The 15,552-nt window shown below is 70.6% G+C and carries 21 protein-coding genes; 13 read left to right on the top strand and 8 right to left on the bottom strand.

Annotated features, from left to right (window positions below; all coding sequences use genetic code 11):
* The first annotated feature begins 25 nt into the window (after positions 1-25).
* From QSK45_RS36710 to QSK45_RS36680, 7 genes are all read left to right on the top strand, one after another.
* The gene (locus tag QSK45_RS36710; RefSeq protein WP_285563287.1) at positions 26-571 is read left to right on the top strand and encodes a hypothetical protein; all 546 of its coding nucleotides are present in this window, start codon (positions 26-28) and stop codon (positions 569-571) included.
* A 1-nt stretch (position 572) separates the two neighbouring features.
* The gene (locus QSK45_RS36705) at positions 573-1,133 is read left to right on the top strand and encodes an ATP-binding protein (protein WP_285563286.1); all 561 of its coding nucleotides are present in this window, start codon (positions 573-575) and stop codon (positions 1,131-1,133) included.
* Entirely contained in the window at positions 1,130-1,609 is a 480-nt protein-coding gene (locus QSK45_RS36700) for a hypothetical protein (RefSeq protein ID WP_285563285.1), read from the top strand. Before QSK45_RS36705 ends, QSK45_RS36700 begins: the two co-directional genes overlap by 4 nt.
* A 56-nt stretch (positions 1,610-1,665) precedes the next feature.
* The gene (locus tag QSK45_RS36695) at positions 1,666-2,502 is read left to right on the top strand and encodes an endonuclease/exonuclease/phosphatase family protein (protein WP_285563284.1); all 837 of its coding nucleotides are present in this window, start codon (positions 1,666-1,668) and stop codon (positions 2,500-2,502) included.
* Between the two features lie 802 nt (positions 2,503-3,304).
* Complete coding sequence (locus QSK45_RS36690) at positions 3,305-3,547, top strand: hypothetical protein (protein ID WP_285563283.1); 243 nt, start codon at positions 3,305-3,307, stop codon at positions 3,545-3,547.
* Positions 3,548-3,877: 330 nt separating this feature from the next.
* Positions 3,878-4,210 (top strand): DUF6302 family protein, encoded by a 333-nt coding sequence (locus QSK45_RS36685; RefSeq protein ID WP_285563282.1) that lies wholly within the window; start codon positions 3,878-3,880, stop codon positions 4,208-4,210.
* Positions 4,211-5,217: 1,007 nt separating this feature from the next.
* On the top strand, positions 5,218-6,108 hold the full coding sequence (locus QSK45_RS36680; RefSeq protein WP_285563281.1) for a Bax inhibitor-1/YccA family protein: 891 nt from the start codon (positions 5,218-5,220) through the stop codon (positions 6,106-6,108).
* Between the two features lie 77 nt (positions 6,109-6,185).
* Here the strand turns inward: QSK45_RS36680 and QSK45_RS36675 are convergent, their stop codons facing one another.
* Positions 6,186-6,416: a DUF4287 domain-containing protein gene (locus tag QSK45_RS36675; protein WP_285563280.1), complete on the bottom strand. Its 231-nt coding sequence runs from the start codon at positions 6,414-6,416 to the stop codon at positions 6,186-6,188.
* Positions 6,417-6,515: 99 nt separating this feature from the next.
* Here QSK45_RS36675 and QSK45_RS36670 point away from each other — a divergent pair, with 99 nt between their 5' ends.
* The gene (locus QSK45_RS36670) at positions 6,516-6,827 is read left to right on the top strand and encodes a hypothetical protein (RefSeq protein WP_285563279.1); all 312 of its coding nucleotides are present in this window, start codon (positions 6,516-6,518) and stop codon (positions 6,825-6,827) included.
* 31 nt (positions 6,828-6,858) lie between these two features.
* Here QSK45_RS36670 and QSK45_RS36665 read toward each other — a convergent pair whose 3' ends face one another.
* From QSK45_RS36665 to QSK45_RS36655, 3 genes are all read right to left on the bottom strand, one after another.
* On the bottom strand, positions 6,859-7,650 hold the full coding sequence (locus tag QSK45_RS36665; RefSeq protein WP_285563278.1) for a hypothetical protein: 792 nt from the start codon (positions 7,648-7,650) through the stop codon (positions 6,859-6,861).
* Between the two features lie 306 nt (positions 7,651-7,956).
* Entirely contained in the window at positions 7,957-9,177 is a 1,221-nt protein-coding gene (locus tag QSK45_RS36660; RefSeq protein ID WP_285563277.1) for an acetyl-CoA C-acetyltransferase, read from the bottom strand.
* 133 nt (positions 9,178-9,310) lie between these two features.
* Entirely contained in the window at positions 9,311-10,330 is a 1,020-nt protein-coding gene (locus tag QSK45_RS36655) for an SGNH/GDSL hydrolase family protein (RefSeq protein WP_285563276.1), read from the bottom strand.
* Between the two features lie 156 nt (positions 10,331-10,486).
* Here QSK45_RS36655 and QSK45_RS36650 point away from each other — a divergent pair, with 156 nt between their 5' ends.
* The gene (locus tag QSK45_RS36650) at positions 10,487-11,878 is read left to right on the top strand and encodes a cystathionine beta-synthase (protein WP_285563275.1); all 1,392 of its coding nucleotides are present in this window, start codon (positions 10,487-10,489) and stop codon (positions 11,876-11,878) included.
* Between the two features lie 88 nt (positions 11,879-11,966).
* On the opposite strand, the gene QSK45_RS36645 is transcribed toward QSK45_RS36650, so the two are convergent.
* The 4 genes from QSK45_RS36645 to QSK45_RS36630 all read right to left on the bottom strand — a co-directional run bounded on the left by QSK45_RS36645 (position 11,967) and on the right by QSK45_RS36630 (position 13,704).
* Entirely contained in the window at positions 11,967-12,185 is a 219-nt protein-coding gene (locus QSK45_RS36645) for a hypothetical protein (RefSeq protein ID WP_285563274.1), read from the bottom strand.
* Between the two features lie 303 nt (positions 12,186-12,488).
* Entirely contained in the window at positions 12,489-12,680 is a 192-nt protein-coding gene (locus QSK45_RS36640) for a DUF397 domain-containing protein (RefSeq protein ID WP_285563273.1), read from the bottom strand.
* Complete coding sequence (locus QSK45_RS36635; RefSeq protein WP_285563272.1) at positions 12,677-12,871, bottom strand: DUF397 domain-containing protein; 195 nt, start codon at positions 12,869-12,871, stop codon at positions 12,677-12,679. The genes QSK45_RS36640 and QSK45_RS36635 overlap by 4 nt, the downstream gene beginning before the upstream one ends.
* A complete protein-coding gene (locus QSK45_RS36630) occupies positions 12,868-13,704 on the bottom strand; it encodes a helix-turn-helix domain-containing protein (protein WP_285563271.1) in 837 nt (278 codons plus the stop codon). The genes QSK45_RS36635 and QSK45_RS36630 overlap by 4 nt, the downstream gene beginning before the upstream one ends.
* Before the next feature lie 121 nt (positions 13,705-13,825).
* Here QSK45_RS36630 and QSK45_RS36625 point away from each other — a divergent pair, with 121 nt between their 5' ends.
* From QSK45_RS36625 to QSK45_RS36610, 4 genes are read left to right on the top strand one after another with little or no spacing between them, the layout of a single operon-like run.
* Positions 13,826-14,284 carry a hypothetical protein gene (locus QSK45_RS36625; protein ID WP_285563270.1) on the top strand — a complete coding sequence of 153 codons (459 nt, stop codon included), beginning with the start codon at positions 13,826-13,828 and terminating at the stop codon, positions 14,282-14,284.
* Positions 14,281-14,436: a hypothetical protein gene (locus QSK45_RS36620; RefSeq protein WP_285563313.1), complete on the top strand. Its 156-nt coding sequence runs from the start codon at positions 14,281-14,283 to the stop codon at positions 14,434-14,436. Before QSK45_RS36625 ends, QSK45_RS36620 begins: the two co-directional genes overlap by 4 nt.
* An 11-nt stretch (positions 14,437-14,447) precedes the next feature.
* The gene (locus QSK45_RS36615) at positions 14,448-14,621 is read left to right on the top strand and encodes a hypothetical protein (RefSeq protein WP_285563269.1); all 174 of its coding nucleotides are present in this window, start codon (positions 14,448-14,450) and stop codon (positions 14,619-14,621) included.
* 35 nt (positions 14,622-14,656) lie between these two features.
* Positions 14,657-15,034 carry a hypothetical protein gene (locus QSK45_RS36610; RefSeq protein WP_285563268.1) on the top strand — a complete coding sequence of 126 codons (378 nt, stop codon included), beginning with the start codon at positions 14,657-14,659 and terminating at the stop codon, positions 15,032-15,034.
* Positions 15,035-15,552 lie beyond the last annotated feature (518 nt).

Here is a 15,552-nt window from a genome sequence, read left to right as displayed (position 1 = left end):
ACTTCGAGCACCCGAACGAGACGCTATGAGCGGGCGCGGGCTCGCCGTCCAGGCCGGGAACGGCGCCGCCGCAGACGCAGCGCTGGAGCGGCGGCGCGCCGTCCGGCAGTGGCTGCTGATGGCCGCCGACGACCTGAGCCGGGCCCAACGCGAGTGGCGTGAAGAGAGCGTGGCGCTGCTGCGGTGCGGCGGCCTGTGGGGCGTTGTCTACATCGAGGGCGCCCTGGTCTACGCCGCGGCCGGCACCGACGACCCCGCCGCGGTGGACCAGTACCTGGCGCGGACCTTGCGCGGGCCGGTCTTCGCGAACCTGTTGAGGCACAGCTACTACGTGCTCACGCCGACGAGTACCGGGCACCACCTGGCGTGGACGCGGCCCCGCGACGACGCCTACTACATGGGCACCGGCCACTACCTGGCAGTGCCGACCCCCGACCGCACCGACCCGAGCCAGCGCCGCTACTGGTGCGTGGAGGCGAACCGCCCCGGCGCCCTGGTGGCCACCGACGTGGTGACGGCACTCGTCCAGGCCGGCCGGGACCGGCTCGTCAGCGAACCGGGTGAGCACTGACATGGCCACGCGAGCGAAGGCGCGGGACTGGGCGTACGAAGACGAAGCCGGTAGACGCATGGCCACGGAGTGTTTCGACCGGGTTCCGGAGTCCGTCGCCGAGGCACGCCAGCTGGCGACGGAAGCTATGGCGAAGTGGCAGATGGAAGCCATCGCCGACAGGGCCGAACTGGTGACCTCCGAACTCGCCACCAACGCCGTACTGCACGCCCGGCGCGCGGCATTCCGTGTGACGCTCCGCGGCCTCGGCGACCACGCGGTACGGATCGAGGTCTACGACTTCAGCCGCACCATGCCGGCGCTGTTCGTGGCGGGAGCGCACCAGGTACACGGCCGGGGCCTGGCCCTCGTGGACGCCGTGTCCCAGTGCTGGGGAACGGATCGCCTCCCCTGGGGCAAACGGGTCTGGGCCCATGTGGAAGCCCCCACCGCCTACGAATCGCCCGTCCCAGTACAGCCGGACGAGACTCCGATATGGGCCACCCGCAAATCACAGGCGGTCTACATGGGTGTCGTCCTGGTCGCCATGGGATCGCTCGCCTACGGGACGAGGTCCAGGTGACAGCGCAGCCCCGTGCCGTCCTCGTCGAGTGGATCTCGGGCACCTGCTGGAAGTGCGAGCGGACCGGCCTCCTCGTGACATGGGTAGGGCCCGCCCGGCTCGACGGCCAGCACGCCCCGATCTACCTGTGCCAGAGCTGCCTCGCCGCGGTCGAGCGGCGAGCTGCCCGGTACTTCATGGACCACTACTACAACGAGGCGCTGCCCGTCGTTGTCGTCCGGCCCTACCTCCCGCCGCCTCTTCCAGAAGAGCGTCCGATGAGCACTCAGCAGATCCCCCGGCCCGTTCAGACCGTCCAGTACGTGGCCATCTCCGTGGGCGCCTTCGGTTTCCGCGCACGCGCCGAGGGGCGCACCGGCCTGGATGCCTGGCGGGTCATCCGCACGCGGCACCCGCGGGTCACCTGGGCGGCCGGCGCGTACGGGCTGCTGCTCCTGGGCGTGGCCGCCGTAGTGCTGGCCCGCCTGGTCACCTGACCCTCCCCGCCCACACGCCCCGGCCTCTCGTCCTGCTCGTGCTCTTGGAGGAGCCCTTGACCGCCACCGCCTCGCTGCGGGCCATCACCTACAACACGTTCTGCGGCGGCCTGGACGCTGGCGACGATGCGCGCCTCCGTGTGCAGACGGACATGCTCGCCGGCCTGAAACCCGACCTACTCTGTCTCCAGGAGTGCACGGGCTGGACCAACCGGCACCTGTGTCAGGTGGCAAACACGCTGCGTATGGTGCCCATCGCGATGGTGCGCTCGCGCGTGCACCGGGAGCCCGGCACCCCGAACGGCACCACGCTGCTGTACAAACCCTCCGTCCTCCAGCTAGTCGACTGGTGCGCCCTGGGTCAGGGGGTTTTCCACCACGCGCTGATCCAGGCGTGGCTCCGCCCGCGCGCCGCTGTGGACGACTCCTGCGACTTCCTGGCCTTCGGCACCCACTTCGCCTGGCCGGACGGCGATGGCCGGCTGCGCGAGGCACGGATGCTCACCGACTACGGCGGTGCTTTCCCGGGCGCGCCGGGTGGGGCGGTCCTCCTGGGGGACCTGAATACCCCGGATCGGGAGCCGGACGACTGGGCGGTCATCCCGAAGAACCTGCACTCGCGGTACCGGTTCGTCCGGCCCAGCGGCAAGTTCGGCGGTACGGACCAGCGTGCCGTCCACGTCCTGCTCGAAAGCGGTTGGCGGGACCCCCAGATGTCTTCGGTGACCCCGCTGCGGCTACCGTGGGGCACTTCTGGGACACCGAGCCGAATCCCTGGCGCCTGGACTACACCTTCACCGCCGGCCACGTACAGGCGACCGACTACTTCGTCTGGGATACGCCCGTTGCTCGGCGGCTCTCAGATCACCTCCCAGTCGTGTGCGACCTCATGACGCGTCGCGACGAACAGAGCGCGACCGGCACGAGCGGTCATGCCCAGGTTGCACGCGATCGCCCTGCCTGCCCGGCGGCCTGACCCACCTCAGACACCCGCCCCGGGCCGGTCGCGGCGATGCGAGCGCTCTGGTTCAGCCTGGCCACCGCATTCGTCGCGGGGGCCCCGGCCCGGGGCGGGCCACAGACCCCGGCGTGCGTCTAAAGGGCAGCGAGGCACGCCGGGATAGCCCCGGCCACCGCTCGTACCCCCGGTGGCCGGGGCGGCCACTCACCAACCTGCCGGCGGCCGAAGACGCGCCGACGCAATGCCTGAAAGAAGAGGACCGTGACGACCGCGCCCACCCACCCGCTGGCCCCGTTCGCGGAGTTACCGCCGGCGCCGCCCGGGATCGTGCCGTACATCGCGGGGTACAGCCTGGAAACGACCTCGGTGCCCAAGCTCCTTCAAGACCCGGTCCGTGGCGGGCTTCGCTTCAAGGGCGAGACGCCGTACGACCGGGACTCGTTCGGCGTGCTGTGGGTGCGGCCGACGGTGGTCCCGAAGGCCCGCCGGGGCCGCCCGCTGCTGAAAACGACCCACTCGTACCGTCAGCGCCGGGTGATGAGGGACATGCGGTGCCAGGTCTGCACTCAGCCACCCGCCGCCCAGAGGGCCCGTTCCTCTTCATCGGTCACAGCGCGGCCGGGCCGATCCGGGAGGGGGAGCGAACGCCGAGCCCACCGGTGTGCGTGCCGTGCGCCGGGATCGCCGTGCAGCTCTGCCGCCCGCTGAAGGGAGGGCAGTGGACAGCGGCCTGGGTGGAGCACGCCCCGGCCTGGGGGGTGATCGGTGATACGTACGCCCCGGGGACGTTCCAGATGGTCGACCGTCAGCACCAGATCCAGTACGGCACGCCGGAGGCAGCCTGGACGGTCGCCTCTTATTCGGTGGTGGAACTCCAGGGCGTGAAGCCCGCAGACCTGGACGCGGAGTGGGCCGCCCTCGGCCACGAGCACCTGGAGAAGGAGTTCGCGCGGGTGGCGGAGATGACCGCCGCCTGACCCATAGACCCCCGCTCCGGGCCGGACGGTAGCTACCAGGGCCGCTGCTACCTGTGGGCCCGGCCTGGAGCGGGCCGTGAAGCTCCCAGGCGGGCTGGCCGACCAGCCCGCCTGGGTCCGGCCCGGCTGGCCCGCACCCCCGAGACGGGCTGGCCGGGCCTCCTCCCTTCCGCCGGTGTCGCCTCAGGCGGGCGATCCTCACATGGGGGGCAGTGAATGTCCGGCGGAAGGCCCCGTGATCTCAGCCGCTTCGCGAAAATCAACGGCCGCGTCGGCTGCCCCGGTCCGACCCCGGGCACGGGACTCCCCCTCTTGCCTCAGGAGACAGACGTGAAGCGATCCCCCAGTCCGACCGTTGAACTGCGGCCACCCGACCAGCGCGACGAGTGGGCGGCGTCCTGGTACCGCGAGTGGCTCGACGACCCGACGCTGCTCGAAGCCGCAGTCGTTCTCGTCGTAGACGGCGCCGGGTGCATAGCGGTGCCGTGTGGAGGACGGCGCCGCGGCGGCCATCTGAGCGTAGACGACGACATAGCGGTGCTCTGGGCGATGCGCGACGCGCTCGATGGGCGCCCGGGTTTTCCCGACGTCCGCGTGCGCTGGTCGACGGACCCCGAGGTATGTCACCGCGTCGAGTGGGGGGCCGGCGCCGCCCGAGGGTGACGACGACGCGCTGCTCGGCCGGTTCTACGGCTACAGAGAGCAGGTGATCGTCGAGTACGCCGACGAGAGCTGACCGACGTCGCGGCCGAGTGCGGGCGGCTGCGTACAGATGGGCGCGCGGGCCGGTAGTCCCTGTCAGCTCGGCCCGTTCATCAACTCGGCTTTGATGGACGGGCGTTGGTGGTTGCTGGCCTACACCAAAAGGCGCCTGTCACTCTTTAGGGTGAGTCTTGGTTGTGGACTGCATTTACCTGGCCAGGAGGGGCAGTCCACGGTTAAATTACGTCTGCTGCGCTTCAGGTTTACGCCGCTGCGTGAGGAAACAGACCGCCGCGCCCTGCGCGGTGACGCGGCACTCTCGTCCATACTCCGCAAGTTGGCGTCGTGGGCCGCGGGTGGGCCCGGCGGCGATACGTGCCGCCGGGCCCACTGCTTTATATGGCTAGGCGCGGCCTCCGGGAACGGGCTCACTGGGGCGCTCTTGGGGCACAGGAAGCGCGAGCGGTGTACGTCTGCTACCGGAGCGCCCCAAGGACCCACCCGAGGTGTATCGGGCGCACGGGGAAGCGATCCTGGGTTCCAGCTGGCCAGGAGTTGGTGACGTCCGCCACGTAGCTGCGTCGGGTTGGCCGTCCCTGCTTGACCGGAGGTGCGCCAGACCGTGCGCCAGTTGGCGCACCAACCCTCACCTGGCCCGGCCTGGTCAAGCCTGGCTCGGTCTGGTCGGGCCTGGTACGGGCCGCCGAGCTGCACCGACTCCAGAGCCCCAGGTCAGCACGTTCACCTCTTCCGGTTCAAGTCCGGCTCCGGGCACCACTCACTCCACGCGCTCGGCCAGGTAGCAAGTTCGTCATGGAAGGCGATCACCCATGGCCGGGACGCACTCCTCCGCGTAGCGTGTGGGTCGACACGGCAGGGGAAAGATCCTCCTCAGGTAGCACGATCGATCCTTTGCCAATCCATTACGCTTGAGCCAAGGCTGCGCAAGGCAGCCATGGAGGAGTGAGATGAGGAGCAGCAACCCGGTCTTCTCGCGACGGGGGTTCAGCCGCGACCAGGGCTACGCCGGCTTCAACACCGCAGCGCAGGCCGGGTACGCAGGGTCCAACCCGTACGCGCAGAACCCCTACGCGCAGGGCGGCCACGCCCAGAACCCGTACGCGCAGGGCGCCTACGGCCAGCCGGGCGTCCAGTACGGCGCCCCGCCGCAGGCCCCGGCCACCACCGGCCGGATGACCATGGACGACGTCGTCGTCCGCTCGGCCATGACGCTCGGCACCGTGGCGCTCGGCGCCGTCCTCGCCTGGGCCCTGCTGCCGGTCTCGCCCACGAGCTACGGCCTGGCCGTCGGCTCCGCGGTGATCGCGTTCGTCCTGGCGATGGTCCAGAACTTCAAGCGCACCCCGGTGCCCGCGCTGATCCTCGGGTACGCGGCCTTCGAGGGCGTCTTCCTCGGCGTCATCAGCGAGATGTACAACAGCCGCTGGCAGGGCGCCCCCTTCCAGGCGGTGCTCGGCACCATGGCCGTCACCGGCGCCACCCTCCTGATCTACAAGGCGGGCTGGATCCGCGTCACCGCGCGCTACGCCCGCATCGGTCTCGCCATCGCGATGGCCTTCGTGGCCGTCATGGTGGTCAACCTGCTGCTGGTCCTGTTCGGCGTCGCCGAGAACGGCGGCCTGCGCAGCTTCGGCCCGCTCGGCGCGCTCGTCGGCATCGTCGCGATCCTGCTCGGCGCGTTCTTCCTGACCCTCGACTTCAAGCAGATCGAGGACGGTATCGCGTACGGCGCGCCGCGGGGCGAGGCCTGGCTCGCCGCCTTCGGCCTCACCGTCACCCTGGTGTGGATCTACCTGGAGATGCTGCGGCTGGTGGCGATCTTCACCAACAACGACTAGCGCGCGTACCGCGTTTCACTCAGGCAGGGGCCCCGGGTTTTCGCCCGGGGCCCTCCGCTTGTCCGGGGGCGGGGCGTTCAGAGCAGCTTGCGAGCCGCCCTGCGCAGGTCGTACTCGTGCACGATGGCCTTCGCGTGGCCGTACGCCAGGTCGTACTCGTGCCGGAGCCAGCTGACCTTCTCCTCGAAGCGGATCAGGGCGGGGCCTTCTTCGACGGTGCGCAGCCAGTCGGAGACCTCACGACCGGTGCAGTGCGGGATGCGGGCGAGCATGTTGCGATGGGTCTCCTCGGAGAAGACTTGGGACATCGGCACCTCCGGGCGCAAAGGGGATGTGAGCCGGTCCTTCACGTCACCGTGCCCGAGGGTTCGCCACTTGGCAACAGTGCGGCGCGTTACGCTCGGCGCGTGGTTGATACGACGCCCCTGACCCAAGCAGTGGATCACTTCGCCGACCGGCTGCGTGCCGCGCCGCAGAGCAGGCTGCAGCGCAGCGCCGCCGCGGAGGCCCTCGCGCTGGCCCGCGAGTTGTCCCGGCGGGCGCAGGCGGTGGAGGAGCCGGGTGCCGAGCCGCGGGAGATGCCGGACGCGGGGATGTTCGCGGTGGCGGACCAGATCCTGGTGGCCGCGCACGACTTGGCGCTGGTCCTGAGGGACGACGACGAGGTCGGCGAGGCGGTGCGGCTCGTCGAGGAGGCGCGGGGGAGGGCGGGGGTCTGAGGCCCCCGCGGGGGTTCGACGCGCCGTCTCGCTACAGGGACGCGATGACGCGGTCCGCCAGGATGTAGATCATGTCCGCGCCGCACGCGAAGGTGAGGGTGTAGGCGCCGGAGACGCCCGAGCCGCCCAGCAGATAGGGGGCGTCGCCCGCCTCCACGGCCCGCGCGAGGCGCTCGGCCGTCTCGCGGTGACCCGGCGTCATGCACAGCGTGGTGCCGTCGGCGAAGACGTAGACGTCGAGGGTGCCCAGCGGCCCGGGGCGTACGTCGGACAGCTCCACGCGCTCGTCGGCCAGGTGCTCCAGTGTCGCGGCCGTGCGCTCGTGGTCGTCCGCGGCCGACTGGGCCGGGACGAAGTCCGGGTGGGAGGGGTGGCGGCGGCGGGCCGCGGCCAGTTCCGGGGACTCTCCCCCGGCGCTCCCCGCGAACTCGTCGGCGTCGGCGGTCGGCTCCGCCACCGGTTCGAGGCCGGCGAAGTCGGACTGCCGCGGCAGGAACGGCTCGTGGTCGGGCAGGCCGAGCAGCGAGGGCGCGTCGGAGGCGTCCCGGGCCTCCTGCGCGGCCCAGAAGGCACGCGCCTCGGCGAGTTCCCGCTCCCGCTCCTCCGCCAGGGCCTCGGCCACGGCCGCCCGTATCCGCTCGGTGTCGGCATGGGTGCGGGCGTGGGGCAGCAGCGCGTGCATCGCGGCGGACTGGTTGTCCGCGAGCTGCGCCTGCAGCTCCGTGAGCTGGCGGCGCAGCTTCAGCACGGTGCGCAGGACGGCGACGCCCACGGCGCCCGTGGCGGCCGTGGTGAGCAGCAGGGCGATCGGCATGGCGCTCACTGACGTACTCCCAGGTTCAAAGTCGACCCCCGACTTCCTACATCAGCTTGAAGGGCGGACTACCCAACTGTCAGTGCGTAACGTCACGAAACGGACAGCTCTTTGGCTTCGTGGCCGCGCCGGACAGGGTGCCGTCCGGTGCTGACCTGCGCCGATGTCGGGGACGGGGAGATAGGTCACATCCTGGGGGAGATTGGATCACAGAAAGGCCCAGAACCCGCTGGTTTCCGGGGTTCTGGGCCGATCCCTGACGTGAAGTGCCTGATTCGCTACGGACGGTGGGTCAGTCGGTGCGGATGCGCCGGGTCAGCTGAGGCGCTCGATGACCATCGCCATGCCCTGGCCGCCGCCGACGCACATCGTCTCCAGGCCGAACTGCTTGTCGTGCCACTGCAAGGAGTTGATCAGCGTGCCGGTGATCCGGGCGCCGGTCATGCCGAAGGGGTGGCCGACGGCGATGGCGCCGCCGTTGACGTTCACCTTGTCGAGGTCGAAGCCCAGCTCGCGGTAGGACGGGATCACCTGGGCGGCGAAGGCCTCGTTGATCTCGACGAGGTCGATGTCGTCCGAGGTCAGGCCGGCCCGGCGCAGCGCCTGCCTGCTCGCCTCGACCGGGCCGAGGCCCATGATCTCGGGGGAGAGGGCGGAGACGCCGGTGGACACGATGCGGGCGAGCGGGGTCAGGCCCAGGTCGCGGGCCTTGGTGTCGCTCATGATGACGAGGGCGGCGGCGCCGTCGTTGAGCGGGCAGCAGTTGCCGGCGGTGACCAGGCCGTCGGGGCGGAAGACCGGCTTCAGACCGGCGACGCCCTCCATGGTGACGCCGGCGCGCGGGCCGTCGTCCTTGCTGATCACGGTGCCGTCGGGAAGCGTGACCGGGGTGATCTCGCGCTCCCAGAAGCCGGCCTCGATGGCCTGCTCGGCGAGGTTCTGCGAGCGGACGCCGAACTCGTCCATCTCCTGGCGGGTGATGCCCTTCCAGCGGGCCAGGTTCTCGGCGGTCTGCCCCATCGCGATGTACGCGTCCGGGATCAGGCCGTCCTCACGCGGGTCGTGCCAGGTGGTGCCCTCCTGCTGGGCGACGGCCGCGGTGCGGGCCTCGGCCTCGGCGAACAGCGGGTTGCGCGTGTCCGGGATGCTGTCGGAGCTGCCCTTGGCGAAGCGGGAGACGGTCTCGACGCCGGCCGAGATGAAGACGTCGCCCTCGCCGGCCTTGATGGCGTGCAGGGCCATGCGGGAGGTCTGGAGGGAGGAGGAGCAGTAGCGGGTGATGGTGCAGCCGGGCAGGTGGTCCATGCCCATCTGCACGGCGACGATCCGGCCGAGGTTGTTGCCCTGCTCGCCGCCGGGCAGACCGCAGCCGAGCATCAGGTCGTCGATGTCCCTCGGGTCCAGCTCGGGGACCTTGGCGAGCGCGGCCTGGATGATCGTGGCGGCGAGGTCGTCGGCGCGCAGATCCTTGAGCGAACCCTTGCCGGCGCGGCCGATGGGGGAACGGGCGGTCGAGACGATCACGGCTTCGGGCATCGAGGCTCCAGGTGAACGGGCGGGTTGGTGCAGGGCCGGTCTGGAAGTTACCTGCCCGTAGTTGGCAGGTCACCGGTGTGGGAGTGTGACACTGACCGCAGTTTCTAAGCGCTTGCTTTTCCGGGAGGGGTCTTCACGGGGACGGTGTCGCCGGTTCCGGCTCGGGAACGCGGCGCCGGTGGCGGCGTTTCAGGAGGGCCCAGGGGCCGCGCGGGCCCGTCGGAATGGCGGCCGTCACCTCCGTGCCGGCCTCCGAGGCGGCCTCGGCGGCGGCGCGGGCCACGGGGAGGAAGCCCTCGCGGCGGGTGACGTCGGGCCGGTCCTCCTCCGCCGGCCACAGGCCGAGCGCCGCGCACACCGTGGGCAGGACGGCCATCGCCGCCGTCGCGTAGCCCTCGGCCGAGGGGTGGTAGTTGTCCGGTCCGAACAGCTCCCGGGGGTTCGCCGCGAACTCCGGCCCCAGCAGGTCGCCCAGTGAGACCGTGCGGCCCCCCTGCTCCACCACCCCGATCGTCTGCGCCGCGGCCAGCTGCCGCGACGCCCGCCGCGCCAGCCAGCGCAGCGGCTGCTGCACCGGTTCGATCGTGCCGAGGTCGGGGCAGGTGCCGACCACCACCTCCGCGCCGGCCGTGCGCAGCCGTCGTACCGCGGCCGACAGATGCCGAACCGAACGCGTCGGCGGCATCCGGTGGGTCACGTCGTTCGCGCCGACCATGATCACGCAGACGTCCGGCGCGGGCGGCCCGGCCGACAGCACCAGCGAGACCTGGCGGTCCAGATCGTCGGACTGCGCACCCGGCAACGCCACGTTCCGCAGCTCCACCGGGCGTTCCGCCACCGCCGCGAGCCCCGAGGCCAGCAGCGCGCCGGGCGTCTGGCCCGCCCGGTGCACCCCCTGCCCCGCGGCCGTGGAGTCGCCGAGCATCACCAGGCGCAGGGCGGGCTCACCGGGAACGACGTACGGGCGGCCGTACGTCCCCTCCGCCACCGGCACCCGGTCGCCGCCGCCGTTGCCCACGTGGCGCCGCGCCAGCCGTACCTCCGCGAGCAGCAGCCCGACCGCGGCTGCCCCGATCAGTCCGGCCCCGCCCCCGCCGTACGCCGCCCCGGCCGCGATCCGCCGGGCCACCCGCGCCCTCGACATGTTCGTCATGCGTCGCCGCCACCTCCTCGTAGCCGTACACCCACTCCTTGCCCCGTACAGGGCGTGCGCCAATCTCCACGGGGAGTGAACGACCGCCCGAGCCGGGCCCGGGGCTTTAGGCTGACGGCACCACTAAGACCTCTTTTGCAGCGACCGGAGACAACGGTGCGATTCCACGACTCGATGATCAGCCTCGTCGGCGACACCCCGCTGGTGAAGCTCAACAACGTGACCAAGGGCATCCAGGCGACGGTCCTGGCCAAGGTGGAGTACTTCAACCCGGGCGGTTCCGTGAAGGACCGCATCGCCCTGCGCATGATCGAGGCCGCCGAGGAGAGCGGGGAGCTGAAGCCGGGCGGCACCATCGTGGAGCCGACCAGCGGCAACACGGGTGTGGGCCTGGCGATCGTGGCCCAGCAGAAGGGCTACAAGTGCATCTTCGTGTGCCCCGACAAGGTGAGCACCGACAAGATCAACGTGCTGCGCGCCTACGGCGCCGAGGTCGTCGTCTGCCCGACCGCCGTGGACCCCGAGCACCCGGACTCGTACTACAACGTCTCCGACCGCCTGGTGCGCGAGACCCCGGGAGCCTGGAAGCCCGACCAGTACTCCAACCCCAACAACCCGCTGTCGCACTACCACTCCACCGGTCCGGAGCTGTGGGACCAGACCGAGGGCGAGATCACCCACTTCGTGGCGGGTGTGGGCACCGGCGGCACCATCTCCGGTACCGGCCGCTACCTGAAGGACGTCAGCAAGGGCAGGGTCAAGGTCATCGGCGCCGACCCGGAGGGCTCCGTCTACTCCGGCGGCTCCGGCCGGCCGTACCTGATCGAGGGCGTCGGTGAGGACTTCTGGCCGACCGCCTACGACCGCACCGTCGCCGACGAGATCGTGGCCGTGTCCGACAAGGACGCCTTCCAGATGACCCGCCGCCTGGCCAAGGAGGAGGGCCTGCTGGTGGGCGGCTCCTGCGGCATGGCCGTGGTCGCCGCGCTGCGCGTCGCCGAGGGTCTCGGCCCGGACGACGTCGTCGTGGTGCTGCTGCCGGACAGCGGCCGCGGCTACCTCTCGAAGATCTTCAACGACGAGTGGATGGCCGACTACGGCTTCCTGGAGGACGAGGGCCCGAGCGCCCGCGTCGCCGACGTCCTGAACGACAAGGCCGGCGCCACCATCCCGTCGCTCGTGCACATGCACCCGGAGGAGACCGTCGGGCAGGCCATCGAGGTGCTGCGCGAGTACGGCGTCTCGCAGATGCCGGTCGTCAAGCCGGGCGCCGGTCACCCGGACGTGATGGCCGCCGAGGTCGTCGGTTCGGTCGTGGAGCGTGAGCTGCTGGACGCCCTGTTCTCCAAGCGCGCCTCGCTGGAGGACCCGCTGGAGAAGCACATGAGCGCCCCGCTGCCCCAGGTGGGCTCCGGCGAGCCGCTCGGCGACCTGATGCAGGTGCTGGGCACGGCGGACGCGGCGATCGTCCTCGTCGAGGGCAAGCCGAAGGGTGTGGTCAGCCGCCAGGACCTGCTGGCCTTCCTGGCCAAGGGCGGCAACAAGTAACCGACCGACACGGGCCCCTTCCCGGGTGGGAGGGGGCCCGTGCCCGTGCGCGGCGTGTCAGACGTCCTCGTGGCGTACGAGTCCCTCTTCAGGCGAACATCTTCATCTCGGTTTCGACGCGCGCGATGTGTACCCCGGTCTCCTGGCGGAGTCGCCGCGCGGCCCGTGTCATGGCGTCCTCCAAGCAGGGTGCGGCCACTGTGCAGGGGAAACACACGCCGTTCGGGTCCTGCTCCCACCCGATCTCGCCGCCGGCGAGCACGTCCGAGTCGCAGAACCGGTCGGACTGCTCAGCAGTGGGCCGCACCTCGGGGTACAGGGTGAACCACCACTCACGCGCGGCTGCTGTGCTGACGTGTGAACTCGTCGATGCGCCTCGCCTCCATGCCCGCGCTCGCTGGGATGGACCACACGAGCTTTCAGCGCCGCTTCGATGTCGGCCTTGGGGGCGTCTGTTCCCCTTCATGCGATGACCGCCATACCCGTTCAACGGGCGGGAGTCCCTTCGGATACGCCGTCTCGCAAGTACGACAGCACGCCGCCGCCCGGCCGCGTACGGGAACGGGCCCCTCCCATTCGTTCGGACGGGCCCGTTCCTGCGTGCGGTGTGTCAGGCGCGCTGGTCCGAGGCGAACTGGACGAACGCGGACCAGGAGTCGGTGCTGAAGGTGAGGGTGCCGGCGTCGCGGTCCTTGGTGTCGCGGACGGGGACGGTGCCGGGGACGTTGGTGGCGACTTCCACGCAGTTGCCGCCGTTGTTGCTGTAGGAGGAGGTGAACCAGCGGGGGGAGTCGGTCGTCACGAGGATGCCTTTCGAGAGGCGAACTGGACGAACGCGGACCAGGAGTCGGTGCTGAAGGTGAGGGTGCCGGCGTCGCGGTCCTTGGTGTCGCGGACGGGGACGGTGCCGGGGACGTTGGCGGCAACCTCCACGCAGGCGCCGCCGTTGTTGCTGTAGGAGGACGTGAACCAGCGGGGGGAGTCGGTCGTCACGGGGTGCCCTTTCGTACCTCATTGATCATGGCCACCGATGCCGCCTGAGGCAGAGCTTCGGCCTGCAACTGATGGTAGGCCGACAACAGGGGGAGTACGGCTGTCGTTTCGCGATCCACGTGTCCCCGCAACTGGGACTCCGCGTATGCGACCACGGACAGGTCCGGCATCGTCAGCAGATACATGGGGAGGTCAAACGTACGGCGCTCCCCTATGCCATACGGGGCGATCTGGAGCACGGTGTTCGGCAGTTCGGCGAACTGAGTCAGCCGATCAAGCTGAGCGTTCATGACCTTGGGGCCGCCGACCGGTCTGCGAACGCAGCTCTCGTCCATCACCACCAACATCATGGGCGGGCGAGGCCGCTTCAGGGCGGCTTGCCGCTCCGCCAGGAACGCAACGCGTTCATCCGCTTGTTCGGGTGTGATGGCGCCTCGCCGCACCGCGCTGTTTGCCAGCACCCGTGCGTACTCCGGTGTCTGTAGCAGCCCAGGGACGATCCCGATCTCGTACAGCCGGATCTCCGCTGCCCTCCCCTCATACTTGATGTACTCCGGGAAGCCCTCCAGCAGGTTGCCGTGCTTGATCTCGCGGTACTCGCGCTCGAACGACTCCGCTGTGTCGGAGATGCCGAATGCCCTGTCAGCACTACGCGAAAAGCGAAGGGTTGGAGGCTTCCGACCAGTTTCGATGGCCGAGATATGCACGCTGGAATATTCAGTGAGGGTGGCGAGGTCCTCCTGGGTCCAGCCGCGTGCCTCCCGCTTGCTGCGCATACGCGCCCCGAAGGCCGCCTGAGGCGAGGCGTCGGGGTTCAACTCCTTGCGGTTCAAGGGACGCTCGACATCCTTCCGTTCCAGCCTGACCAGTTGAAGGGACTTCCACTCTAGGTCACGCTGAAGGCGCACGGTAGCGATTCCGCTACACAGAGGAGTGGTTGAGAAAGGCTGGGCGATGCATCCCCACACCAGCACGGCCGTCGAGGTCGCGGAGATCACCAACTCGCTCGCGGCGGTCCTGAACGAGGCCGCCATCGAACTCCCCCGGTTCCATGCCGCGTTGGCCCCGAACGGGAGCCGGGAGTCCGTCATCCGCCTGGGCGACTGCGACGTGAGGCAGGGGCGGGCCCTCCTCGATCTGCTGCTCGACGGGCTGGTCCTGCGGCAGAAGCATGCCGACGAGCGCCCGACAGGCGCGCCGGTGAGACCCGTGACGCGTGAGCGGAGGCCGGACGACCTGCTGGCCCGGCTGAAGTCCGCCTTCCGCGAGGCCGGTTGGCTGGTCGACCTGGAGGTCATCCAGACGGCCTGGGGGCCGCGCCTCGCCTTCCGCGACGGCCTGGGGCTCGACCACGCGGACGAGCTGATCCTGACGGTCGAGGCCGGGGTCAGGGCCAGGGTGATCAAGGCTTGACGATGACCCTTTCGGTGTACCGGGTGGACCGCCAGGGGAACCGGCACGTCGTGCGCGAGGAGCACGAGGTGACTCCCCTCAAGGCGCCGGAGTTCTCCAGCGCCTGGCCGCCGTGCCAGTGCCCGAGGCACCGCCACCGCAACCGCCCATGAGGTCCCGGCCTTTGACGCGAGGCTTCTGCCTCCTGTGCCGCCACACCACGTACGTCTTCTGGATCGGTCCGGTCGAGCACGACGGACAGCGCGCGCCGGCCTACGCCTGCGAGGACTGCTGCGCATTCGTACGGACCTACATCCACCAGTGCAACCAGCAGCGGGACCGGCGTCCCGCCACATGACCGCCCTTCATTGCGACCACGCCCGGGAGCCCACGATGTTCCGATGCAAGGCCACGACCGGCTTGGACGACGCCGTCCGAGCCCTCGCGCAGCAGATTCCGTCCCCGCGTGCGGACATCGACTGGGCGCCGTCGCCGTCGCTCCGGTGCATGCTCGAAGACGTGCCGCACGACCACCACATGGCGTTCCTCCGCACCGGCGCGAGCGCGGCTCCGGACTCCGATGTCTTCGTGTGCTGGCGCGACGGGGCGTCCGCGCAGTGGATCGAGGACATCGAGTGCTGCATGAACAGGCCGAACCCCCTGGCCACGGGCTGCACCCTCTTCAAGGGGCATCCCGGGCGGTGCGAGTGGCAGTACGCCGACCCCGAGGACACGGCCATCCAGGCGGCGGCCGACCGCCTCACCCTGTGAGCCGGCATCCCACTCCGGCCGCACCACCGGCTTCCGCGCCCGACCGGGCCCCGGAGCCCCGGGCCCCGGAGCCCCGGGCCCCGGAGCCCCGGGCCCCGGAGCCCCGGGCCCCGGGGCGTCGGCTGATCGGCCGCCGGTCAGCGGGTGTGGCCCGGTGCCGAGGACGGTCCCGGCCGGGACCTGCCGATCTGACGGGCGGCGTTCCCGGTCCCTCGCCCGCGAGCCCGTGACCTCGGCGAACCCGGGATGACCGCGGCCGTTCGAATCGACGCGGAAGTGGTACGAAGGCGTCACGTGCGCGCAGCACCCGCTTAACACGCGTCCGGCACATTAGTGGGTGTCGGCGTCACGGACCTCCGGAGCGGCTCCCGGACCTCCATGGACGCCCAGGATGCGCGGCTCGGCCCTGACCCGGCCCGCGTCCCTCGCGGGGACCGCCGTCGTCCCGCCCCCCGGTAACGGGGGTGCGGCGGTCCCCGCGCATAATCCCTCGGCGGTCAGGGAGCCCCCGGGCGCGG

The organism is Streptomyces hygroscopicus subsp. hygroscopicus, from assembly GCF_030269125.1.
Classification (GTDB): Bacteria; Actinomycetota; Actinomycetes; order Streptomycetales; family Streptomycetaceae; genus Streptomyces; species Streptomyces hygroscopicus_C.
Note: the sequence above shows the minus strand (reverse complement) of the source record. Positions and strands in the feature narration are given on the sequence as shown.